27 protein-coding genes are annotated in these 22,688 nt (G+C 47.8%); 22 read left to right on the top strand and 5 right to left on the bottom strand.

Annotation, left to right across the window (positions count from 1 at the left end; translation table 11 throughout):
- Positions 1-273, top strand: coding sequence for a hypothetical protein (locus AACS80_RS20480; protein ID WP_240730961.1), 273 nt, complete (start codon positions 1-3; stop codon positions 271-273).
- 9 nt (positions 274-282) lie between these two features.
- Positions 283-1,047: a TIGR03747 family integrating conjugative element membrane protein gene (locus AACS80_RS20475; RefSeq protein WP_135410414.1), complete on the top strand. Its 765-nt coding sequence runs from the start codon at positions 283-285 to the stop codon at positions 1,045-1,047.
- 143 nt (positions 1,048-1,190) lie between these two features.
- Here AACS80_RS20475 and AACS80_RS20470 read toward each other — a convergent pair whose 3' ends face one another.
- The gene (locus AACS80_RS20470) at positions 1,191-1,739 is read right to left on the bottom strand and encodes a hypothetical protein (protein ID WP_138183963.1); all 549 of its coding nucleotides are present in this window, start codon (positions 1,737-1,739) and stop codon (positions 1,191-1,193) included.
- A gap of 287 nt (positions 1,740-2,026) precedes the next feature.
- On the opposite strand from AACS80_RS20470, the gene AACS80_RS20465 reads away from it, so the two are divergent.
- The 10 genes from AACS80_RS20465 to AACS80_RS20420 are packed head-to-tail and all read left to right on the top strand — an operon-like array spanning position 2,027 to position 9,918.
- Positions 2,027-2,338: an integrative conjugative element protein, RAQPRD family gene (locus AACS80_RS20465; RefSeq protein ID WP_135410412.1), complete on the top strand. Its 312-nt coding sequence runs from the start codon at positions 2,027-2,029 to the stop codon at positions 2,336-2,338.
- Positions 2,335-2,571, top strand: coding sequence for a TIGR03758 family integrating conjugative element protein (locus tag AACS80_RS20460; RefSeq protein WP_135410411.1), 237 nt, complete (start codon positions 2,335-2,337; stop codon positions 2,569-2,571). Before AACS80_RS20465 ends, AACS80_RS20460 begins: the two co-directional genes overlap by 4 nt.
- A gap of 28 nt (positions 2,572-2,599) precedes the next feature.
- The gene (locus AACS80_RS20455) at positions 2,600-2,971 is read left to right on the top strand and encodes a TIGR03745 family integrating conjugative element membrane protein (protein WP_135410410.1); all 372 of its coding nucleotides are present in this window, start codon (positions 2,600-2,602) and stop codon (positions 2,969-2,971) included.
- A 9-nt stretch (positions 2,972-2,980) separates the two neighbouring features.
- Complete coding sequence (locus AACS80_RS20450) at positions 2,981-3,361, top strand: TIGR03750 family conjugal transfer protein (RefSeq protein ID WP_135410409.1); 381 nt, start codon at positions 2,981-2,983, stop codon at positions 3,359-3,361.
- Entirely contained in the window at positions 3,354-4,010 is a 657-nt protein-coding gene (locus AACS80_RS20445) for a PFL_4703 family integrating conjugative element protein (RefSeq protein WP_135410408.1), read from the top strand. The genes AACS80_RS20450 and AACS80_RS20445 overlap by 8 nt, the downstream gene beginning before the upstream one ends.
- Positions 4,010-4,885 (top strand): TIGR03749 family integrating conjugative element protein, encoded by an 876-nt coding sequence (locus AACS80_RS20440; RefSeq protein ID WP_135410407.1) that lies wholly within the window; start codon positions 4,010-4,012, stop codon positions 4,883-4,885. Before AACS80_RS20445 ends, AACS80_RS20440 begins: the two co-directional genes overlap by 1 nt.
- Entirely contained in the window at positions 4,875-6,341 is a 1,467-nt protein-coding gene (locus tag AACS80_RS20435) for a TIGR03752 family integrating conjugative element protein (RefSeq protein WP_135410406.1), read from the top strand. Before AACS80_RS20440 ends, AACS80_RS20435 begins: the two co-directional genes overlap by 11 nt.
- A 9-nt stretch (positions 6,342-6,350) precedes the next feature.
- The gene (locus AACS80_RS20430; RefSeq protein ID WP_135410405.1) at positions 6,351-6,749 is read left to right on the top strand and encodes a TIGR03751 family conjugal transfer lipoprotein; all 399 of its coding nucleotides are present in this window, start codon (positions 6,351-6,353) and stop codon (positions 6,747-6,749) included.
- Positions 6,746-9,520 carry a conjugative transfer ATPase gene (locus AACS80_RS20425; protein WP_171021449.1) on the top strand — a complete coding sequence of 925 codons (2,775 nt, stop codon included), beginning with the start codon at positions 6,746-6,748 and terminating at the stop codon, positions 9,518-9,520. Before AACS80_RS20430 ends, AACS80_RS20425 begins: the two co-directional genes overlap by 4 nt.
- A complete protein-coding gene (locus tag AACS80_RS20420) occupies positions 9,517-9,918 on the top strand; it encodes a hypothetical protein (protein WP_135410404.1) in 402 nt (133 codons plus the stop codon). Before AACS80_RS20425 ends, AACS80_RS20420 begins: the two co-directional genes overlap by 4 nt.
- 44 nt (positions 9,919-9,962) lie before the next feature.
- Here the strand turns inward: AACS80_RS20420 and AACS80_RS20415 are convergent, their stop codons facing one another.
- On the bottom strand, positions 9,963-10,991 hold the full coding sequence (locus AACS80_RS20415) for a DUF262 domain-containing protein (protein WP_087901625.1): 1,029 nt from the start codon (positions 10,989-10,991) through the stop codon (positions 9,963-9,965).
- A complete protein-coding gene (locus AACS80_RS20410; RefSeq protein ID WP_240730960.1) occupies positions 10,991-12,040 on the bottom strand; it encodes a hypothetical protein in 1,050 nt (349 codons plus the stop codon). Before AACS80_RS20410 ends, AACS80_RS20415 begins: the two co-directional genes overlap by 1 nt.
- A gap of 143 nt (positions 12,041-12,183) precedes the next feature.
- Here AACS80_RS20410 and AACS80_RS20405 point away from each other — a divergent pair, with 143 nt between their 5' ends.
- Genes AACS80_RS20405 through AACS80_RS20385 form a run of 5 tightly spaced genes read left to right on the top strand, consistent with a single transcriptional unit; the run spans position 12,184 to position 16,858 of the window.
- Positions 12,184-12,582, top strand: coding sequence for a TIGR03757 family integrating conjugative element protein (locus AACS80_RS20405; RefSeq protein ID WP_135410403.1), 399 nt, complete (start codon positions 12,184-12,186; stop codon positions 12,580-12,582).
- Positions 12,579-13,565, top strand: coding sequence for a TIGR03756 family integrating conjugative element protein (locus AACS80_RS20400; protein WP_135410402.1), 987 nt, complete (start codon positions 12,579-12,581; stop codon positions 13,563-13,565). Before AACS80_RS20405 ends, AACS80_RS20400 begins: the two co-directional genes overlap by 4 nt.
- A gap of 17 nt (positions 13,566-13,582) precedes the next feature.
- Positions 13,583-14,995, top strand: a complete 1,413-nt coding sequence (locus tag AACS80_RS20395) for an integrating conjugative element protein (RefSeq protein WP_138183959.1) — start codon at positions 13,583-13,585, stop codon at positions 14,993-14,995.
- A gap of 1 nt (position 14,996) precedes the next feature.
- Positions 14,997-15,329 (top strand): hypothetical protein, encoded by a 333-nt coding sequence (locus tag AACS80_RS20390; RefSeq protein WP_135410401.1) that lies wholly within the window; start codon positions 14,997-14,999, stop codon positions 15,327-15,329.
- Positions 15,329-16,858: a conjugal transfer protein TraG N-terminal domain-containing protein gene (locus tag AACS80_RS20385; protein ID WP_135410400.1), complete on the top strand. Its 1,530-nt coding sequence runs from the start codon at positions 15,329-15,331 to the stop codon at positions 16,856-16,858. Before AACS80_RS20390 ends, AACS80_RS20385 begins: the two co-directional genes overlap by 1 nt.
- A gap of 43 nt (positions 16,859-16,901) precedes the next feature.
- On the opposite strand, the gene AACS80_RS20380 is transcribed toward AACS80_RS20385, so the two are convergent.
- Complete coding sequence (locus tag AACS80_RS20380; protein WP_135410399.1) at positions 16,902-17,147, bottom strand: hypothetical protein; 246 nt, start codon at positions 17,145-17,147, stop codon at positions 16,902-16,904.
- Positions 17,147-17,599 (bottom strand): cold shock domain-containing protein, encoded by a 453-nt coding sequence (locus AACS80_RS20375; RefSeq protein ID WP_138183958.1) that lies wholly within the window; start codon positions 17,597-17,599, stop codon positions 17,147-17,149. The genes AACS80_RS20380 and AACS80_RS20375 overlap by 1 nt, the downstream gene beginning before the upstream one ends.
- A 1,029-nt stretch (positions 17,600-18,628) precedes the next feature.
- Here AACS80_RS20375 and AACS80_RS20370 point away from each other — a divergent pair.
- From AACS80_RS20370 to AACS80_RS20350, 5 genes are all read left to right on the top strand, one after another.
- A complete protein-coding gene (locus AACS80_RS20370; RefSeq protein WP_135410397.1) occupies positions 18,629-19,519 on the top strand; it encodes an integrase domain-containing protein in 891 nt (296 codons plus the stop codon).
- 317 nt (positions 19,520-19,836) lie between these two features.
- Complete coding sequence (locus AACS80_RS20365) at positions 19,837-20,118, top strand: hypothetical protein (protein WP_079497156.1); 282 nt, start codon at positions 19,837-19,839, stop codon at positions 20,116-20,118.
- A gap of 3 nt (positions 20,119-20,121) precedes the next feature.
- Entirely contained in the window at positions 20,122-20,316 is a 195-nt protein-coding gene (locus tag AACS80_RS20360) for a DUF7706 family protein (protein WP_135410396.1), read from the top strand.
- 75 nt (positions 20,317-20,391) lie between these two features.
- A complete protein-coding gene (locus AACS80_RS20355; RefSeq protein WP_240730959.1) occupies positions 20,392-21,132 on the top strand; it encodes an antirestriction protein in 741 nt (246 codons plus the stop codon).
- Between the two features lie 81 nt (positions 21,133-21,213).
- On the top strand, positions 21,214-22,149 hold the full coding sequence (locus AACS80_RS20350; protein ID WP_135410393.1) for an ArdC family protein: 936 nt from the start codon (positions 21,214-21,216) through the stop codon (positions 22,147-22,149).
- Positions 22,150-22,688: the final 539 nt, after the last annotated feature.

Genomic DNA, 22,688 nt, shown 5'->3' with positions numbered 1-22,688 from the left:
ATGATGAAACAACGTTATCGGGTTGAAGCGGTTATGGCGTCTTCAAAGCAAAATAAGCTGGAAGTCCCGCGTGATGTGATGGATGTCTTGTGCGAGCAGGATTGCTCGTCACTTCAGATCCCGGAAATTATTGAGCGTCTGACTTCTCTGGGCTATCGCCCGAGATATGAAGCCACAACTGATACGCTCACTGACATTGTCACACTGTGGATTTGGGTGGGGCAGGAAGAGATGTTACTGAACTGCCAGATGGAGTCGCTGGCTGTGCATTAAGGGGATGTTATGTCGCAGATGAACACCTCTTCTGCCCCGACACAACCATCCACGCCACCAAAGCCGCATGGTTTTTTTACCGTGCTGCTGTGGGATATGCCGTGGCGTATTATCGGGATGCTGATGGTTTCGTTGTTGTTCAGCCTGATTGTGGAGTACATAGGTATCGCGCTCTTCTGGCCGGATCAGGGAGCGGAACATAGCCGCGCTGTGATGCAGACAGAAAGTGGTTATTTTGCGGAAGGATTTACGCAAAGTTTGCTGCTGTCAGCGCCGGTGGTGACAGTACAGGGATGGATCGCACTGGGCTATCAGTGGCTGTTTGTGAATAGTGGCTTTATGGGATGGTTACAGTCCATTCAGTCACCTGCTGTGGGAAGTGGTAATGGCGTTACGGATGAACTTAATGCCTGGATAGCCTGGGCGGTACGGAATGCGTATGAATATCTGATAGCAACGATGTATGTGTCGTTGGTTTTTCTGATGCGGGTCACCATTCTGGTGCTGTCGATACCGTTGTTTGTGCTGGTCGCTATTGTTGGAATTGCTGATGGGATGGTTCGACGTGATCTACGCCGCTACGGTGCAGCGTATGAGTCGAGTTTCCTCTACCACCATGCCAAGCGCGTGGTGAAACCAGCGGCGTATATTCCATGTGTGCTGTACCTGTCTGCGCCATTTGCTGTCTATCCCAATTTGTTGCTGTTACCGGCAGCATTGTTGATGGGATTAGCGATTTCGGTGACGATGGGGAGTTTTAAGAAGTATTTATAGCGGCTCAAAAATGTTAAAAGGCAGAGAGTGGTTGGCTCCCTGCCTTTAATTACGAGTGGAAAAGTAAAAAAGCCGATGTTAAGTCGGTTTTTTTACGTCTGGTAGGTTATGTGATTTTTATCTATCAGTTACTTTGTAAATGGCTAACCCATTGTTATATATAGGGAGATGAATGAAGAAATAGCACCTGTTATAGCAAGGAAAAGACTGATACGGGCAATTCGTTTTTCTGAACGAAAACTTTTTTCTTTTGAAAGATATAATTCACTCAATGAATTTGAAAGCTGCAAAACGATCTCTTTATTTCCATCAGAAATATTTTGTAGCGTTGTAAGCTGTAGCTTTATATTTTCTGGCAATTCTGAAAAAGGATCCTGCTTTTTATGCCAGTCAATAATTTCTCTAATTTTTACTAGATTAAGGGTGTCTTGGTCTGGGGTATTGAGATAATAATCAAAAACCCGGTTAAGAGAGTGTTGTATATTTATTTTCCCAATAGGCCACCGCTCAGCGAGTATATAGATATCATTATTTTGGATTTTATTTTTCTCTATCCCATTTTTGATGCCTGTCTCAAAACGTTTTTTCCACAAATCTGTGATGACATCATTTAATATATAAGTAAAAAAAATAATAGCGACTATTGCTATTATCGCTGTTGATAGTATCAGTGCTAATGTGGTTTGTGCCATATTGTGACTCTCTTAATAATTTAAGACCGTTATCATTTTATGCATTTTATCAAGCTCTCCCCCACACTAGAATAGCAAGTTAGCGCGTCTTTCTGGTGTGGGGGAGAGCCTTGCCGGGAGCGCAAGCTTGCTTGCGCCGGGGTGGCAAAGAACCCCGATGGCGCATTATGCGCCACGCCTTACCCCTTCCGTAATTTTCAAAATTCCACTTCTGTTTTCTTACTGCCTGATATAGCGCTTTTCGCCACTCTCCCTTCGTACATGCAACCGCATTGAAGGAGGTTTACATGCGCATGACACAACCCCGGGCATGGTGCCTTTTGGGGATTCTGCTGGCATCGGGCGCTCAGGCCACTGAGTCTGACGAGCTGGCGCTGGTAATGAAACAGCTGGACCAGGTGCAGGCTGCTCTGGAACGCGCCCGTGTTGTCGCCGTTCAGGATGGGCAGAACGGACGCTTTTATTTCGATTATCTGCGAGCAACTCAGGACATCAAGTCCATTCGTCAGGGGATTAGCGTTTACCTGGAGCCTTCCCGCGCACAACCAGTGCCTTCGGCATCTCTCACTGGTCAGTACCGGATGGAGCGCCGTCCGTGAACGATGCCCAGCGCAACGCATTTAAAGTTGCCAGCGGTAACGCTGACCCCGCGATTCTGAGCAAATTGTTTATCGGTGCTCTGCTTGCGCTGTTGATTTTGTGGGTGGGGTGGGGATTTGTGCATGTTTACCGTGGTTATGCCGCTCGTCACGTCACTGAGCAAGCAATGATGCGTTTTGCCATTCGCGCAGTCCTTCTCATCATCATCAGTATTTATCTCTTCGCCAGCTAAGCCTGGCTTTTCTTATAAGGAAATAACTATGTATTGCTTTGCATTATCTTCTCTGCGTTTTTCTTTTCGCCTCTGGTGTGCGCGGGTTCTGACAGTCTCCCTGACAGGAATTTCTGTTGCCCGTGCGGCTTTACCCCCCGTTGAAGGTCCCAAAACTAGCACTGACAGCTCTTTCTACGGTCAGATTATGGGATATATCAATGATGGTGTCGTGCTGGCGGGGTTAGTTCTTGCAGCTTGTTCCATGCTGGCCGTGGGGAATGCAATTATCTCAACCTTTTCTGAAGTTCGTGATGGCAAAGCAACATGGGGCAAGTTTGGGATGCTGGTTGTTGTCGGGGTGATCCTGATTGTCATGGTTATCTGGCTGGCATCCAAAGCCGCGACAATCCTGCTTTGAGGATAGTGTATGGCGACTATCGAATTTATGCCTGACCGGCTTAATGCTGAGCCGGTGGTATTTCGTGGATTCACCACGCCGGAACTGGGATTTACTGCGCTGTTCAGCGTCTTGGGCGGCCTCGTGGTCGCCATACCGGTTCTACCCTTTCTCGGCTGGATAGCCTTTCCGACAGTGGCACTGCTGATGCCGTTGGTCACGGTTATTTTTGGTGGCCGATTAATGGCGCGCTTCAAACGGGGCAAACCGGAAAACTATCTCTATCGCAGGCTGGATCTGCTGTTTACTCAGTTTGGTCTGGGAACAAAAGGGCTGATTCTAAACAGTCAGGTACTGGCGTTACGCCGCCTGAGTCCTGTAGTTCGCCGTCAGGAGGCTACACATGAGTAAGTTTAAAAATGCCCTGAATGCTCGCGATAACCATATCCGGACGCTCCGTGCAGCATGTGGGGTTATGCTGGTACTGTTAGTGTTGTCCATGCTTGGCTGGATGATGTCTCCGCGCAATCTGACCATTCATAATCCTCCCGATCTCCGTTCCGGCAGCTCCCGTCCGTGGTGGGAAATCCCGCCCTCAACGGTGTATGCCTTCAGCTTTTATATTTTCCAGCAACTGAACAGCTGGCCGAAGGATGGTGATACCGATTATCCGTACCGCATCACCACATTATCGGCCTACCTGACACCCACCTGTGAAGAACTGCTGCGTAAGGATGCTAAGCAGCGTAAGGACCTGGGTGAATCGCGGGATCGCGTGCGCGGCGTGTCGGAGATCCCTGAACGAGGCTACCGGGATGACAGTGTCACCATTATTGACCGCGATAACTGGCAGGTTCGTCTGGATTTAGTCACCGATGAATATGTTAACTCCGAGCCGGTTAAACGCTCGCTGGTGCGCTATCCGCTGAAGGTGGTGCGCTGGGATAAAAATCCGGAAGCCAACCCGTTTGGTCTGGCGCTGGATTGTCTCTCGGAAGCGCCGCAGCGTCTGGAAGCGGCCCCAGTGGTTAAGGAAGAGAAAAAGGGAGTGTTTAACTGATGAGATTACGACGATTTTTGCTGTCACTGGTTTGCCTTGCCACATTACCAGTACAGGCGGTTGAATTGGTGAAGTGGGAACGTATTCCGCTGCCAGTGGCCCTGCATGTTGGTCAGGAGCGTATTGTGTTTGTGAACCGCAATGTGCGCGTGGGATTTCCACCTGAGCTGAAAGGAAAATTGCGCGTTCAAAGTACAGGTGGCGCGGTATACCTGCAACCGGGTGCGCACTTTGCCCGTACGCGTCTGGTGCTTCAGGATGTGGAAAACGGTGAGATGATCCTGCTGGATATCAGTGCCGAAGACGGGAAAAGCGTACTGGAGCCGGTAAGCCTGGTCTATCAGGGGGACGTCTCCAGTTCGACAGGAAACGGTGATGTTGCAGTGGCAGACAATAAAACCGCTACCACCGACGAACGACAGTCCGCATCGAAACCGAAAGAGAAAAAATCCACCACGCCGCTGCCGGTGGCCTTAACCCGCTATGCCGCGCAAAGTCTCTACGCACCATCACGGACGATTGAGCCGCTGCCCGGTGTGCATTCCATTTCGCTGGCGCTACCGGAGAAGCTGACGTCATTACTTCCATCAGAGTCCGTTGAGGTAAAACCGCTGGCTGCATGGGCATTGCAGGGCTACAGCGTGGTGGCATTGACCCTGCGTAATCAACGCCAGGAGAAAGTTGTTCTCGATCCACGTCGTCTTCAGGGAAATTTCTACAGCGCCACGTTCCAGCATCGCTGGCTGGGCGCAAGCGGAACGCCGGAAGATACCACAACGGTGTATCTGGTGACTAAAGGGCGTCCTGATGCCGCGTTTCTTCCTGAGCCAGTGAAGGCGAAAGCAGGTAAAGGAGGGAAGGGCGATGCAGATTAAATCGAATACCCTGCTGAAGGTCATCGTGCCGGTGGTGTTGCTGTCGGCAGTCATGATCGGCGTGAAGTCCTGCGGTGGTTCAAAACACTCTCAGGATTCAGCAGATAACGCCACCGTAGCCGACCTGACTCAGGAAGAGTTGCGTATCCTCGGCATCGAGGGCGATACGCCGCAGGATACGCTACGTACGCTGGTTGGACGTATTAAAACAATTCAGACGAATCAGGAAAATCTGGAGAAACAGAATGCGGCACTGGCAGAAGAAAATGCCCGATTGCAAAACAAGGGCAACAACGTGGACGGACGCATCAATGACGCAGTGAATGCCGCCAAACAGGAGAGTACCCAGGCGCAGCAAAAACTTCAGGCTGAACAGCAGCGGCTGGCTGGCCTGCTGGAATCACTGAAAAATACCGTTCCCGGCCCGGGAACGGGCAGCAACATTTCCGCAGGCAGTGACTTACCTGTCGGGCTGGGGCTGGAAGATGCAGGGCAGGCCGAAATGGTGGCGCAGGGCACGGTCTGGATTGAACCGCAGGATGGTGTACAACTGGATCGTAACGGTAAACCGATCACCGGCGCGGCTGCTGCAACCAATGGTACTGGCACATTCCAGTTTCCTACGGCGTTCGGTGGACTAAATGACAACGAGATCACTCGCCAGAAAGCCGAACTGGATCGCGTTGCTAAAAACCAGCAGGCCATTGAGGAAACCGAACAGCCGGTGTATACCCTGCCGGAAAATTCCACGCTGGTCGGCAGTCAGGCGATGACTGCCCTGCTGGGGCGAGTGCCGATTGATGGTAAAGTCACTGATCCCTATCCCTTCAAAGTACTTATCGGTAAAGAGAACCTGACCGCTAACGGCATTGAGCTGCCGGACGTAGAAGGCGCGATTGCGTCCGGTACGGCCACTGGCGACTGGGTGTTGTCCTGTGTACGTGGTGAAGTCCACTCCATAACCTTTGTCTTCACTGACGGCACGGTACGCACGGTGCCGCAGTCGGCAAAATCCAGCGACGGCAGTAACGGCAAATCGAATGGTGGCAGTATCGGCTGGCTGTCCGATGAACACGGCATTCCCTGTCTGTCCGGCGACCGTAAAAGCAACGCCTCAACCTATCTTCCCACGTTATTTGCCCTTTCGGCTGCCAGTGCCGCTTCTGATGCGATGTCGGAAAGCCAGACCACGACTACCACTGATGGGGCGTCCATCACAAGTACCCTTACCGGCAGTGCGGGACAGGCTGCGCTGGGTAAGGCGTTATCAGGTGGTACGAACGAGCTGGCGGAATGGGTGAAAGCGCGATATGGCCAGATGTTTGATGCGATTTACGTGCCTCCTGGCGCACAGGTTGCCGTGCATATCACCCGTCAGATCCCGATTGATTACGAAGATAAGGGCCGCAAGGTCAAATACGATTTTGATGTCAGCCGGTCGCACGAGCTGGATTAAGGAGACACCATGAAAGGATACTTGCTTGTGTTGGCCGCGTTATTACTGGTCGGTTGCAGCACCTCTAAAGATGAAATATTGCCACCTGGTGATGGCACGATGCTGGATTTGTGGCAGAACAAAGCCAGCAGCGCCCGGACCACGACGGAGGCCCGAAGTATATTACGTCGGGGGCTGACCGATGCGGAAATGGCGAACCGTCAGACACTGGAAGATAGCTATACCCGCGATGCGCAAAATGAAATTCAGCAACTTTTCCCGCGACTGCCCAACCCGGATATGGTGATTTATATCTACCCGCATATGGCAGGCAATGAGCCTGCGCCGGTGCCGGGCTATAGCTCGGTCTTCTCTTTCTACAGCCGGGTGCAGTATGCACTGCCGGGTGAACGGCTGGAGGCGCTTTGATGTTCAGTTTGTTTACGAAAAAAAAGCAGCCGCAGCCAGCTACTGGTGAACCATCCGGTCCGGAGCTAAAAAAGAGTGGCAGACTGACGCAGGATTGTGTGCGTTCGCTGTATCCCAATAACGCCTCGTTTATCGATTTCCTGCCGTGGGTGGAATACCTGCCGGAAACCCAGAGTGTGCTGCTCGATGACGGAGTTTCGGTGGGCGCCGTATTTGAAGTGGTACCGGTGGGAACCGAAGGGCGCACCGGCGAACGCCTGGAAGAGATCCGCGATATCGTTGAAGATGCGCTTCAGGACAGCTTTGACGAGCGGGACAGCCATCCGTGGGTCATCCAGTTCTTCTGTCAGGATGAAACCGATGTGACGGAGTACATCGATAAACTACGCGGCTATGTCAAACCGTGGGCGCAGGGAACGGCATTCACCGCCGCGTACCTGCATGAAATGGAACGCCATATGTGCGGTATCGCCGTGCCGAAAGGTTTGTTCATCGACAAAGCCGTCACTGGCGCACCGTGGCGTGGTCAGCAGCGCCGTACCCGGATGGTGATTTATCGCTATGTAAATCCAGGTGTGGCTGAGCCATATTCCCCGCAAGAGCAACTGAATCAGGTCTGCGAGCGGTTATCTTCGGCGCTGGCCGGGGCGGGGATAGTGACAGCCAGGCAGAATGGTGAACAGATCCACGCCTGGCTGTTGCGCTGGTTTAACCCCGAACCTGACTGGGTGGATAAGGAGACGCTGTACAGCACAGCAGCGCATGTTGACACCCGCAACGGCGAGTTGCCGGTGCTTAATGATTTCAGTGAAACCCTGATGTTTACGCCGCCTCGTTCTGACGTTGAGAATGGTGTGTGGTGGTTTGATGAGCGACCGCATAAAGCGGTGACAATTGACCGCATCCGCCGTGCGCCCTCGGTCGGCCACCTTACCGGCGAAACCCGCAAAGGGGAGAACATCAACGCGCTGATGGACTTGCTGCCGGAAGGAACGGTGATTTCCCTGACGCTGGTCGTTCAACCGCAGGATGTGCTGGAAGAACGCTTCAACCATCTGGCGAAAAACGCGATTGGTGAAAACACTGAGTCCGAGCGCGTCCGGGCCGATGCTGATACGGCAAAAAGTTATCTGGGTGAACGGCATAAACTGTATCGCGCCAGTATGACGTTCTTTCTCTCCGGGGAATCTCTGAAAACACTGAACAGCCGCCAGCGCGACCTGACGGCCATCCTCCTTAACGCCGGTTTGCAGCCGGTGAAACCAGAATATGACGTTGCGCCGCTGAATGGCTATCTCCGGGCGCTGCCGATGTGCTTTAACCCGACGCTAGACAAGAAGAATTGGTACACTCGCCTGACGTTTGTTCAGCATATGGCAAATATGCTGCCGGTGTTTGGTCGTGACACCGGCACCGGTCATCCGGGCTTCACCTTCTTTAACCGGGGCGGAGCGCCGCTGACCTTCGATCCGCTTAACAGTTCCGACCGTTCCAAAAATGCGCATCTGGTCTTGTTTGGCCCGACAGGTTCCGGTAAGTCCGCGACGCTTAACAGCCTCTTTGCTCAACTGATGGCGATTCACCGGCCCCGTCTGTTTATTGCTGAAGCCGGTAACTCGTTTGGTCTGTTTGCCGACTACTGCGCGGAGCTGGAGTTATCGGTGAATAAGATCAGCATCAAACCGGGCTGCGGTATCTCTCTGGCCCCGTTCGCCGATGCGTACAAGCTAATTGAAGCGCCGGTGAAAAACGTTGACGAGAGCGAGCTGAGTGAACGCATTGAGGTGGAGGAAACGGATGACGGCGATGCGGAAGAAGAGCGCGATATTCTGGGCGAGCTGGAGATTGTGGCCCGTCTGATGGTCACAGGTGGGGAGGCGAAAGAAGAGGCGCGACTGGAACGCGCCGACCGGGGCATGATGCGAGAGGCGATTCTGGCCGGTGCGCGCAAAGCCTGGAATGAAGACAGGCAGATGATCACCGCCGACCTTCAGGATGCGTTTTACGCCTTCGCGAAGGATGAATCACGTCCTGAAGTTCGCCGTGCCCGGGCGCAGAATATGGGCGAATCATTGGGTGTATTTATGCAGGGCTTCCTGGGCGAGCTATTTAACCGACCGGGACAGAACTGGCCGGAAGCGGATGTTACGTTGATTGACCTGGGTACGCTGGCGCGTGAAGGCTATGAAGCACCACTGGCGGTGGCTTATACATCCCTGGTTAACACCATCAATAACATCGCCGAACGTGACCAGTTTCTGGACAGGGAAATCGTCTTCCCTACCGATGAGGCGCATATGATCACCACGAACCCGCTGCTGGCCCCGTATGTGGTTAAGGTGGTGAAGATGTGGCGTAAGCTCGGCGCGTGGTTATGGCTGGCAACGCAGAACCTGGAAGACTTCCCGGCCACGGCCAAGAAGATGCTCAATATGATTGAGTGGTGGCTGTGTCTGGTGATGCCCCCGGAAGAGGTGGAAGAGATCGCTCGTTTTAAAAAGCTCACCGCAGAGCAAAAAGCGATGCTGCTTTCTGCAACTAAAACGCCGCGCTGCTACACTGAAGGCGTGGTACTGGCAAGCCGTATCGAGGCGCTGTTCCGGGCTGTACCGCCAAGCCTGTATCTGGCTCTGGGGATGACAGAGAAAGATGAGAAGGCGGCACGTAGGGCGCTGATGGTTGAATACGGTATCAGCGAGCTGGATGCGGCGAAGCGTATTGCACAGCAACTGGATATCGCCCGTGGTATTACCACGAAGGAGGCAGCATGATGCGATTCAGATCCACAGTGCTGGACGTGGTGGACGGTAATATTTCCACTACCAGCGTGTTGTTTGATGCGCCACCGCAGGGGAATCCGCGAATCAGCCAGTGTCATCATACGCAACTGATGGAGTTATGTGGTCAGATCCGCCTACGAGTAGGAGAGGAGGCGACATTTACTTATTTACCTCATCGCGTGGCTGGGCATAACTGCTTGGCCGTTCAGGTAGAGGGTAAAAAAGGAATGATTAACCTACTGCTGACTGTTACTGGCTGTTTGCGCTGGCCTGCAATAGACGATTATGAGCACGGGGTGCGTTGGTATATCAATGTGCCTGATGCGGTGGATGCGGTTTATCTAGTACAAACATTATTGTATATTTCAAAAAACACAAATGAAAGATAATGTGAGAAAAGCAGGAGTAACATTCACTCCTGCTTTTAATAATTTTAATCGCGAAGTAGATTCAAAAGGACTTCAATTCTACGTGAGCGCTGAGTTTTGCTTTTGGTACTCGAACTCATAGTTTTTCTATATTCTTTTCTTAACTCTTCATTTTGTTGTATATCCTTTTCCCAAAGACTTTCCAAGAAGGCAGATAATTTATTAGATGCTTCTTTTATTGGAATGTTATTGGTATTGCAATAAAGAGCATAACTGAAGAAGCCATATAAATGGCTAACACCACTTGCTTTATGGTTTTTGAAATCAATATCCATAGCAACTAGATAATCAGTAGTCCTCTCAAATAGATTAAATGCCTCATTTGTTTCACTTCCGTCTTTTGTACAATACTTCTCATAAAGACCATCAATTATATCTTGAGTTGCGCCAAATACTTCATTTTCAAGGATTGTGAATATCAACTCAGATACAAACTCTTTGTCTTCCATTCTCTTTTTATCAACATGTTCAAGCAGTTTTTGCCAGTATGTAAGCTGTGAGTATTCAACGATTTTCTTGTAAAAATCAGTGTCGTGGTATTTCGCATTCCTTAACTCTTGTCCGTTAAGTCGCTCACCATTTCTATTCAGTCTGTCAAAGATGCTATCAATTACTCTTTCGTCTTCAGTATCGATGTACTCTATTGGCATCTGATATCGCCAGAATAATTTTTTAACTTCTGCGTATTTAGATGTTGATAAGTCGGAAAAAAATACTCCTGTCAACTCATCATCTTCTTCTTCACTTGCCGATGTTATTCGGCCATTGATAAAATTGACAATAGCTGTAAGCCGTTGTTTCCCATCAACAACTTCAAACGTGATTTTTCCTGTGTCATCATCAATTTTTTGGTGAAGAAATATAGGTGGAATTGGATAATTACGTAAAATGCTATCTATAAAGAAAGATTGTTTTTCTTCATCCCACACGCTATCCCTTTGATAAGGAGGGTCGAAATTAAATTTACCTAATGAAAAACCCTCCCAAAAGGAGGCAATATTAATGCTGTTTGAATCACGCTTTAAAATTTCCATTAGGCAAGCTCCTTTAGAACTTCAGATGATGAATGATGAACATAACTATTAAATACCATTCCAAGTATAGCACTTAAGCCATCAACGTTTCCTGGGTTGATCATCCTAACATTAACATCACTATTGATTTTACGGATTATTGCATCAATCTCTGCCCGATCAACATGCCAGTATGAGATGCCACAAATAAAGAAATCATCGTTTGGGTTATATGACTCCATTGTTGATTCTATAGACTCTTTGATAGAATTTGCCCAGTTTTGGGCATATCGATGCGCTTCTCCTGCTGGCGGTATTATAGGAATGAGGGGCATGTATAAGCTCAAATCTTTATGCCGACATTCGAATTTCGATATGTCTCCATTATTTAAAGACAACTCTTTTTGAATATTGTAGTTGTCCTTTGACATATAGCCGTCATATAAAAAGCTTATGGAGCCATGTGGTTTGTATATTTTAAACTTGGCATTTCCATCTGATATATTAGGGATGTCAAACTTGATGTTAAGTAAGTCAAGCAAACGCTCGAGATAGATATCATAATTATAGGTTATGATATCTACCCTCTCTATATTGTCATTTTTATCCAATTTCATTAGGTAATCTCTCCAACCGCTTTCGAGATTACGTAGATCAGTATCAGAAACCTTTTCATTGTAATCAATGAAAAGTTCCCTCAAATATGAAACTAATTCTTGATAGGCATAAATGTAGATATTTGAAAGCGGTGTGTGACTAGCTTGGTTTTTCTTCTTTATAGTTTCAGGTGGTAGTGTTGCGTATAAATTTATTACTGTAATTAACTCTTCTATGATTTGATATGATGCAGTTCGGTTTAATCCCGGTCTTGCCCCTAGTCGCCACAAATTTGGGCAATACCGAGCTGAAAGAAAACCAGGTTCGCCAGTTGCTGGCCACTTAACCATATCCCCATATTTGAATAGATCTGATGGATCAATTGTATCAAGCTTGCCCATTTTACTAAGCAGATCAATTGTGAATCCGTTCCCAAGCATTAATCCAACTTTCTTTTTTTGTTCGCCGCTCAAAAAATTGTCCTTACAAAGTGTTAACTATCAACAAAAATAATGACTTACATAGAATAAAACTTTTTGTTTTTTATTTCTAGTTGTTTGCTGTGCTCAATATCAATTCTATACATCCTGTGACTTTCCCCTCACAGGAGTGCACCATGAGACCTTACAATTTACTGATCTTGATGCTGGCCGTTGCTGCTCAGGCATCGGCAGCAACCGTTGTCTACACCGACAGCCATCATCCCCCATCGAACGCAACCAGCGACCAGGTGGTTTACCTGGATGCGCCGGATACCGTTCAGCGCCAGGTGTTTGGTGAGTTGCTTGCTGATCCAGTGCAGGCAGAACAGATTGCAAAAACCATCATCCATTCACCAGACTGGCAGCAAAAACAACAGCAAATAACACAGGCATATCAGGGTGTTTTACAGGGGTACAGTCTGAAACTGGAGAAATACCCTGCCGTGGTATTTGACAACAGCTATGTAGTTTATGGAACGGCAGATGTGGCGGTAGCTCAGGCAAGCCTTACTAAATTCAGGGAGGCACAATGAGTTTAACTCGAATTCGTCAAAACCGGCTGGCTCTTGCACTGATTGTCGGATGGGCAACACAACCTTTTACTGTTGGAGCTGTGACTTCTGCAATCACCTCTGCGCAAATCATCGCCAGTGCACTATCACCTCAATGTATGGAGTATAAAGTCGTTGGCATTTGCTATTGGTTATTCTGTACTCCCGTAGGCTGTACGGTAAAAACATCGGTAAAAGTGCATCACTTTATTCCTAATGCGGTAGTTTCCAGCTACAACGAGGCCGGTGGAAATCCCTGGGTAGAAGTTGCATTTATGGGACCAGTGCTTCCTGGCATTGCCGACGGCGGTGGTGCGAATGAACAAAAACGCTCCAGACGCAAAGACAACTTGCATTTCAAGAATGCCGATGCGATCGGCCATCCTGCGTTAGCATCTCCAGCATTTAATAACTTCACGGGGCAAATGGGGTACACCTGCGCAAGTTCTGCCACACCGATGATGCCGTACCTCCTGAGTACTCTGGATGCTGTGGTATGGCGGTCCGGGCTTCCAGAATCATTTTTCCCGGAAGCTATTACACCGGGATTGCGTGAAATAGGCTCAACCGTTGCCGGGAGCATGTGGGGGAATGTTTATCCGCGTAGTGGGTTTGTGACACAGACAAATGACTATAAAGCTGCTGCGGTCGTAGCACAGCGGGCGGCAGATATTATTACCCGTGTTGGTCAGTTGCATGTATATCAACCAATGGTGGATATGCCTAAACCGGGTTACTGGCCTCCATTTCCGGTCCTGGAGAATACGGGGATGCGTAACCACAAATGGCAGCGTTTGACTCCGATGCCATCTATGACCTGCGCCGTATTTCCTGACATCACAGAGATTACCAATATAAATCCACTTTCACTGGACGGTAATTATGCTTGGGCGCTATGGCAACCCTACAGCTGTTGTAAGCAAATGGGGCAAACCTTTCTCTACAGCACCGGCGCAGCTATTTAATTACAAGGAAAGTTATTATGAACAAACATTTTATTTTGAGCGGTATTTTATTGGCAAATATTACCCTGAGTACTCCAGTACAGGCTGTATTTGATCTGGACAATGAATTTATTAATCAAGATAACAGTAAGGGAATAAAAGGAGCAGTTAATGATAATTTATTTTATACAATTGGTGGCGGGACGGTAATATCGCAGCCGCCCAGCAATAACAATATGGAAAAAATCAGTATGGGCATCAACTGGGACAGCGACTTTATGTGCGGTAATTTTGATGTAACGACCACAGTTAAAAATCAGCTGAATGGTGTGACGAATGGCTTCAAAGATATGATGGGAACGGTAATTACAGGTGCTACCGGAGCTGTTGCTAGTTTGCCCGCAATGGTTTTACAAAGAGCGAATCCAGGTTTATATGAATTACTGTCCAATGGTATTTTACAGGCAACCGTTGCTTTCGATAAAGCACAGTTGAATTGCCAAAACATGGCAACAAAAATGACTGACTTTGCTTACTCAAGCAAATGGACACAGGCGTCTATTGGTGAAGAATTCAAAAAAATAGTCTCTATAACTCCGGACGCGGTAGCGGCTGATAATCAATTAAAAACCACTACTGGTAAAGAAGGTGTGAAATGGATCGGGGGGCAGAAACGTGGTGGCAGTGGGCAAAAAGCGATAAGGCCGACGCATGACATGGCAAAAGCTGGATTCAATATTCTAAATAAGCAACCAGTAACCAATAGTGGGGGGGTAAGTGGATCTGCTTGTAATGGATCTCTGTGCAAAAAATATAAAACCAGTGAGGAGGCGGCAGAAGCAGTCGTGAAAGTGCTGGGTGACCGGGCTATTCGAACATGTACAGAAGCCAGTGAGTGCAGTAGTGGTGGTGTAGAAAACGAAGCGGGAGCATCAACTGCTGGCGTTGGTTTTTCTCCGATGCTGGAGGAAACCACAAAAGAAAATACGGAAACGCTAGCGAAGCTGGTAAACGGGAACTTGGCTCCAAATACCTCCAACCTGGCAAAACTTAAATCAGGCGATTTAACAGTTACCCGAGGTGTGATTCAGGCACTGAAAGATGACCCGGATAACGCTGCATTAGTACAACGACTTGCCAGCGAACTGGCTATGGCCGATACGATTTCTACTGCTCTGGGAATGCGCCGTATGTTGATGGCAGGCCAGGCTGAACCAAACGCGGCGGATCAAACAATGGCACTCACCGAGTCTGATCGTCGCCTTGAGTTTCTGGATCGCGAAGTTCAGGCGCTGAAGAATGAGATGGAGATACGAAAAGCCATCAGCAATAACACATTGCTTGTTGCCCTAAGCCGCCAGGAAAGTCGCGAGGCGGACAATGGGTTACGCCAGTCGACACATCAGAATGATGATGCAATGCAGAACCTTAATGAAAAGGTGGAGGAATGATATGGACATCATTCGTAAACCACTCTGGCTGCGAATCGTGCGGATTATGCTGCTCTGCGTTACTGCCATTCTGGCACTGAGAGGCTTAAGTTTCATCATTCTGCATTTTGTCGGCAGTGAGGCAGAACTCCGCGCGTGGCTACGCCAGATAAAAACGCCGCTCCTGCTCTGGAGGCTGGCGCTGTATACGGTTATCGCGTTTTTCTGGCTGCACCGTGTCCGGAGCTATCTGCTGAGTCACTGTACCCGGCGCTTTCAGGTATACCGGCTCGAAATCATGACAATGTGCCTGTTTGTGATGATTGAAATCACCTGCTCGCGTTGGGGGATGTAATGACAGCTGATAGCTACCTTGAAATGGTGCTGGTTCTGATGGGCTGGCTGATCAACAACGCGTTGTGGACGATTATTACCACCACAGGGATTTTTGCCATCCCGCTGGCATTCAAAATAGCGGGCGTCTGGCTGAAGGTTAGGGAAGAGGGGGACGACGAAGGTAACAAAGGGGCGCTGGCATTACCGCGTATGGAGCATGTCATTTATGTCGCCTTTGTGGTGATCATGTTTTGTGCGATGCCGATACAGGACGTTGATATCTCGACGATGAAGTTTGATCGCACCCGTTCTTCACAGTGCGGCGTGAACGTGCCTAAACCGGATGAGTCCGGCTATGGGCCATTAATTGCTGAGCTTAACGGCCAGACTGCGAAAATCCCGGCATGGTGGTATCTGGTACATTCGCTATCGAAAGGGATTACACACGCCGCGATAGCCTCTATTCCCTGTGGCAATGACTTCCGGACACTGCGTTTTGAAGTGCAGCATACGAAATTAATTGATCCTGTAATCAGGCAGGAAGTTCAGGATTTTGCCAGACAGTGTTATGCAAAAGCATATTACAAACTCAAAAACAGTAATCCAAAACTGACAGCGGTAACAGTTGATTCGGTTGGTTGGATTGGATCGAGTTATTTTCTTAATACTGGAGGATATTACGACTATTACACGTCAACAGTACCATTATCTGAATGGCCTTATAATGAAGGGCGTGACAGTGGTTACCCTGATGTTGGCCGAGGGGGGTATCCGACGTGCAAAGACTGGTGGAGCGCATCAGGGAAGGGGCTGAAAAGTCGTTTATTGGACAGTTTTGATAAACGTACAGTCAATATGATGAAGGCGAAATCTCCGAATAATTGGGAGGAAAGCCTTCTTCGCTGGTTGGTAAGTCCACAGAATACACATATGTCCGGAAGTGGTGATACTTATATGATAGGGAATCAACAAGGACATGGAACGGGTATTGACACCGGTATTAAAGAATTCCTAAGCGGCCTGGGTGCTTTTAGTGCGCAAGCGACGCAGTTACCGGCGTTTGATGCACTTCGACAGGCGTTGCCGATGGTTCATGCTATTTTACTGATGGCTATAGTGATATGCATTCCGCTGGTAATGTTGTTTGGCGCGTATGATCCAAAGGTAGTAGTCACTATTACTTTTGCGATGTTTGCGATAATTTTTGTTCCGTTCTGGTGGGAACTGGGTGGCTGGTTGGACGATAAGCTTATCCAGTTGCTGTACGCTAGCTATAAGGGGTATACCAACAACTTCAATAACTGGATTGCCAGCATCGGCTCGGATGGGTGGATTATGAATCTGGTGCTGGGAGCTATGTATGTGGTACTACCGATGTTCTGGTTTGGTGCTGTGAGTTGGAGTGGTGTGAATATAGGACAGGCGTTGTCTTCAGCAGTCGATAAAGCTAGTCAAGGATCGCAGCAAGCGGGAGCTAAGGGACCCGGTGTGGCTGGTGAGGTCGTTAAAACTGTAGCTACAAAAGGGGCTTCCAAAGCGAAAAAATAACCCCAAAAAGCAGGCAACGGAAAAGAAATCTTGTTGCCTGCTTCTATAAATCGTCATCAGAATAGATTCGTTGGTTGTTTTCACCATAGTTACCGTAGCCACTATGTCCATTTCTGTAACCTGCATGCAGTTCTTCGTCATCGGTTGAAGTAACAGCTTTGCTTCCGGCGACAGCAACAATAATCGAAAGGACCATCTTTATGGCTTCGGTTAGCCCATTGAAAAGTACAGACCAGGTATCTGATTGGTGTGATGTTTTATTATTGTATTTCATTCGTTTATTATCCATTATTTTTTCTTGTCTATAAATAAATTGAAAATCCATGCAATGACTTCAAATAACATAGCAATAGTAGAAAGGATAAAATCGAACAACTCTATGAATAAATCAAAGATGCTGCTTTTTTTAAAAACTTTTATTGTTCCCGCACAATATGGATATACTGTTTTTTGTGGTTCCCCCTGGTAAGTAATCATCCGTGGGAAAACTTTTTTATTACAACAGCGACAAAAATCTAATCTATCATCAGATGATGTATTCTTAGCCTTTTGGGTAATGATTACCTTCCTTGCTCGCTCGCCTTTTAGTGATATTTCAATATCAAAGCTAACATTATTTCCTTTTTCAGGAAGCAAGGCGCCGTTTATATCACTGACATGAAAGTAATAGTCTTTGTTATTCTTGTCAGTGATGAATCCGTACCCTTTCTCTTCACTGAACCATTTTATTACACCCTCCATTAATATGTCCCTATCAATGTCGCTATAAATCGAGATTAATAGATGCTGAAAATTAAAGCAATATATTGAAAGATCTCATCGAAAGATTTATTCTCCGGGTGTTACACCGTTGTCTCCGACAACAGCCAATGCTTCAACGCAATCGGAACTGCGCCAGCGATTTGAGAGAAGCGCCTTCGGGTGATCGCAAGCCAATATCATAGGGAGAGAAGCGCGGCCTGAGACTGATGCCTCCGGGTGGTCGCAGCCAAAATCGTCGTAATCTGAGAGACGAAGCCTTCGGGCGATAACGCCGTTTAACCTTTGAAAACGGCGATCGCAAACGTGATAAAGGTACACTTCAACGCAGGGCAACAACGTCTGCCCGACATCCTTAAAGCTGTTTTCTATGGATTTACGTCCAGCTTATCCCGGTAACATTTGCGGCACGTTGCTATGCCAATTGGAACATTTGGCATCTGCAAGGGCAGCATTTGGCGGCGGGATATGTGCAGCGTCACTTGTGTAAGAGCGGTAGCGATACCAAGTGACGCTGCGCGAAAGGGCACCGTCTTAGCAGACGGAATGCCGCCTTCCAACAATCGGTACCGTCTGACGCACACGTAGTCACGGTGTTCAGACTGGGGAAATAGCATCTTTAAGCACACTTTTTAACCATAACGCCTTATCACGGAACACATCCATTCACGGAGAAACCATGAGAGCAGGCGTATCAACTTCAGGAGAAAATTCGACTCGGTATCGATGGCAATGTCAGTGAAAGCTGACGTATGGAGGTAGTCTGACTAACGTCAGGACGGCATACGCCGCGAACAGCTCAGCGAGCTGGGGAACCTCGTAAAAACTCAACATATTGTCACCCCGATGCACAGATACCCGTCGAGATGCAGGAAGCGCAAAACCTAACCGTGCCGTCGGGGCCAGATGTATCACTCATGTTCTGTATGAAAATTCAGAATATAGATCGCGCTCGTTTCCATATTTCTGGAGAAGAGCTTGATCTGTATTTCTTTGTGAAAGGGGACAGGTATGTCGAAATTAAGTAAGCAGCTGGTTACGCTGGCAAGGCAGGGAGGTGGTGGGTTCAAGACTATCGCGGATCGTTCAAAGATCGCCTCCCGTGTAGCGGAGAGAATAGCTAAATTAAATATTCAGATCCGGGATGTGAAGCATATAAAAACCAATCATATTGAGCTGTATGTGAAGAGTCGCCAAGCCGAAGGGATATCCAAAAGAACAATGCAGAATGAGATTGCCGCAATCAGAAATATTCTGGCCGTTGCTGGCCGGACAAAACTTGCCGATCCTGGTCACGAGAAATTAAGTAATTCAGCTCTCGGATTATCTGATGCCAGTCGTGACGGTACTAAAGTCGCAATTAGTAGCGAACGCTTTCTCGCAGCGTTCGCTTATTCAGATAAGCAAGACGTTGGCGTAGCAGCTGCGATGCAGGTTGCTCGTTGTTTTGGTCTGAGGACAGAAGAAGCGGTGCAATCTGTTAAATCATTAAAAACCTGGCAACGTGCAATATTGCGTGGTGATGATCGTATCAGGATTGTATTTGGTACAAAAGGAGGGCGACCAAGAGATACGACGATTATCGATCGCGATAAAATGCTAAGCGCGGTCAATTATGCTCTGAAAGTTGCTACTGAAAATAATGGTAAGCTGGTTGATAAACCGGATCTGAAATCAGCGATTGACCGCTATCGAAATATTGTCAGAGATGCGGGATTAGTAGGGAAATATGCGCCTCATAGTTTGCGATATGCCTGGGCAGGTGAAGCGATGGAATATCATAAAAGCAAGGGGATGAGTGACGATGAGGCGAAAGCAATGGTGTCTATGGATCTGGGGCACGGTGATGGTCGGGGGCGTTATATTGAACGTGTCTATAATAAACCAGATATCGAGGATTAATTAAACCAGCTTGCCTCTGTGGAATATAAGCGATAGCATTTAAACGCTAACTCGTTGTCTCCGACAACAGCCAATGTCCCGTCCGGTAATCTGAGAGGGACGCCTTCGGGTGATTACCAGCCAAAATCGTCGTGACCTGAGAGACGATGCCTTCGGGCGGTAACGCTGTTTAGCCTTTGAAAACAGCGGTCGCTTTCGCGATGAAGGTACACTTCTGACCACAGCGGATTTTCCGCTATCAATATTTTCACTCGCCCTAAGGGAACACGCTTCCCACAGGGGATCGGTGTTCCCTTTTTTACGTAAGGAATACACCGATGACTAATCGCTTATCTCTGGCATTTACGCCTGTTTCTATCACGCTCCCGGCCTGGGAACACGCTATTGAAGTGTTTGATTTTTCCCAGTGGGAACGTCGGCAGTTTGCGCTGATTAAAGCCGCACAGGATGCCTGGAACCATCGTCCAGATCCCGACACTCAGCAGGTGACATTTTCGCTGACACTATTTGTCCGTCTGGGAGGTGAGACTGCTGAACGGACGCAAAACTTTGTCGCCAGATATGTTGACGATGTGCTGGTTGTAACCCTGGGAGAATGAGAGATGACACTTCAGCTTGAACTGACTGACGACGAAGCGCTGGCATTATCGCATCTGACTCAATGTCTGACATGGAACACGATGCGTGACTTTGCCATGACTAACAGCGAATGCGATGAAATGCTTGATGCGGTCCGGAAATTAGAAAGAACATTGACGGAACATGGCTTCAGGCACCAGTACGGCTGTCTTGCTTAAATCTTAACTTGACCCTTACGGGGATTGATTTCCCGAAAGGGAGCAATCCCCGCCCTTAACCTGCGAGGATTTTTTATGGCAACGAAACAAAACATCCGGGTAACAGAACACTGTGATTTTGATTCTGTGTTCCATGAATTTATAAAATCTCGTCAACGCGAATCATTCTTTTATGATTGGGCTGATGAACTTAGTGTTGATTACTGTAATGCCGCTCCGGTTCGCTGGGAAGGTCGCGGATTGTCAAACAATAGCTTTTATACCGTGCCTATAGGGGCTTTGACGTATCGTGTCAGCGTGCCAGGAAATGGCTATGAAGGTGCAATGACTGCAGAGGCTTTTGGTATCACGTTGTCTTTATTGGCACTGGGAGAACTTTCCATCCTTAATGAAGATGACGAAGACATTCGTCTTTGCTTCGCTCTACGCGATTATGCACTAAAGCACGCTGAATCGGTCGAAATTATGGCTGCCTTATCCGGAGCTAGTTCCTTTTTAATGCTAGAGAAACTCTTTTCTATAGACGCTTTATGTGAGCTGGCAAATCTTGAGGGGGAATTGTTGACCGTTGCCGCATACGAGCGTCTGGGTCTTAAAATGGAACCAGATGAGAGCAATATCACTGATAATCAGTGGCAGATTTCCAGGCTGGCCCGAACTTTTATAGAGGGATGTAATGGCGATTTATCACGCTATAAACATCCTTCATGTAAGGCTTTTTACGATGAAGTTATTAAACTGGCCAGGACAGTATGCCCAGGCGTTTGGGATTTTTCTTTTCAGGATGAACTGAATGAATGGTTAATAACTGATTAATTGGTTGATTTTTACTTTAACCCAACGGGGATTGTTCCCCGTCTGGGAGCCATTCCCGTTTTTTATTGACGGGAATAGCATATGACGAAGAAAACAACTCACCGTAATTCTGCCCCACGACAGGATTTGTTCCAGACCGTAACCGACAAGATTATTATGGCGTTGGAAAACGGGACGTCCCCCTGGCGTAAAGCGTGGCAAACCGGAAAGGAAGGTTTGCCTGCTAACGCTATAACTGGCCGGAACTACAGCGGTATTAACGTAATGCTGTTATGGATCGATGCTGCCGATAAGGGGTTTCATTCCAATCGCTGGCTGACGTTCAAGCAGGCGCTGGATACCGGTGGTAATGTCCGGAAAGGTGAAAAATCGACGCTGGTGACGCTGTTTAAACCGTTCCAGAAGGAGGCAACGGATAACAGTGGCCAGCCGGTGTTTGATGAGGATGGCGAGGCGGTCATACGGGATCGCTGTTTTATGACCAGCTTCCACCTCTTCAATGTTGAACAGTGTGAAAACCTGCCCGATAAGCATTATCCGAACATTCCAGTTTTACCCAAAGTGGATCGTATCGCTCGCGCTGAACAGATAGCGGCCTGTAGCGGTGTGCCAGTAATGCATAGCTATCAGGATCGCGCATATTACCGCCCGAGTGTGGACCACATTATGATGCCAGAAGCGGCCCAATTTAATTCGGTGGGCGACTACTACAGCACGTTGCTGCATGAACTGGTGCATTCTACCGGCCACGCTTCGCGACTGGCGCGTGAGGGCATTGTCTCTGGCTCGGGTAAGTTTGGTGATCCGGTTTATGGATTTGAAGAGCTGATTGCGGAGATGGGATCGGCCTTTTTGTGTGCAGAACTTGGCATTCAGGGCGATTTGCAACATGACAGCTATATCGCGTCGTGGCTGCAAACGCTAAAGGAAGATAACCGCGCTGTGTTTCGTGCCGCTCGGTTTGCCCGGGAAGCGTTTGAATACCTGGTGCTGCGGGAGCAGGCGCTGGTGGCGTAGCCCACTTTACCAACGTTGATTTAATCAACCAGTCACTTCTCAGGGGAAACATTCCCCTGAGGGATGTTTCCCCTTTATTTACGGAAACATCCTTATGGAGATACGAAGCCTTAATGCATCATAGAGGAAGGAAGATTTCTTTAATTATTAGTCTACGACTTGTATCAGATGTTTAAAGTGAAAGACTGATCTAGTAGTTATCTAACCTGATAATAATTCTTATACTTACTAATCGACTACCTAATAATAGGTAGTTTAGTGTGGAGGAGATAATTTCCCACCAAGGTTAATCGGAATTTTAGATAAGCTTTATATAAAATTTAGGTTATGTAAATGATAAAAATAGACAATTTATTGCCATATAAAAGACATTGTCAACTAATAAAACGAATAATGGTGCTATAAAATTTGAAAAAAATAGATTTTTAATCTATTTTTTTTGTTTTTTTTGGTTTTTTATTCTGTTTTGTTTTATGTCTTTGGTCTTAGTAACCAAAGTTGATTGTTTTTTCAGCCGCTTTGGTTTGTTATTATTTAAA

Source organism: Escherichia sp. E4385 (genome assembly GCF_963883145.1).
Taxonomy (GTDB): Bacteria; Pseudomonadota; Gammaproteobacteria; order Enterobacterales; family Enterobacteriaceae; genus Escherichia.
Note: the sequence above shows the minus strand (reverse complement) of the source record. Positions and strands in the feature narration are given on the sequence as shown.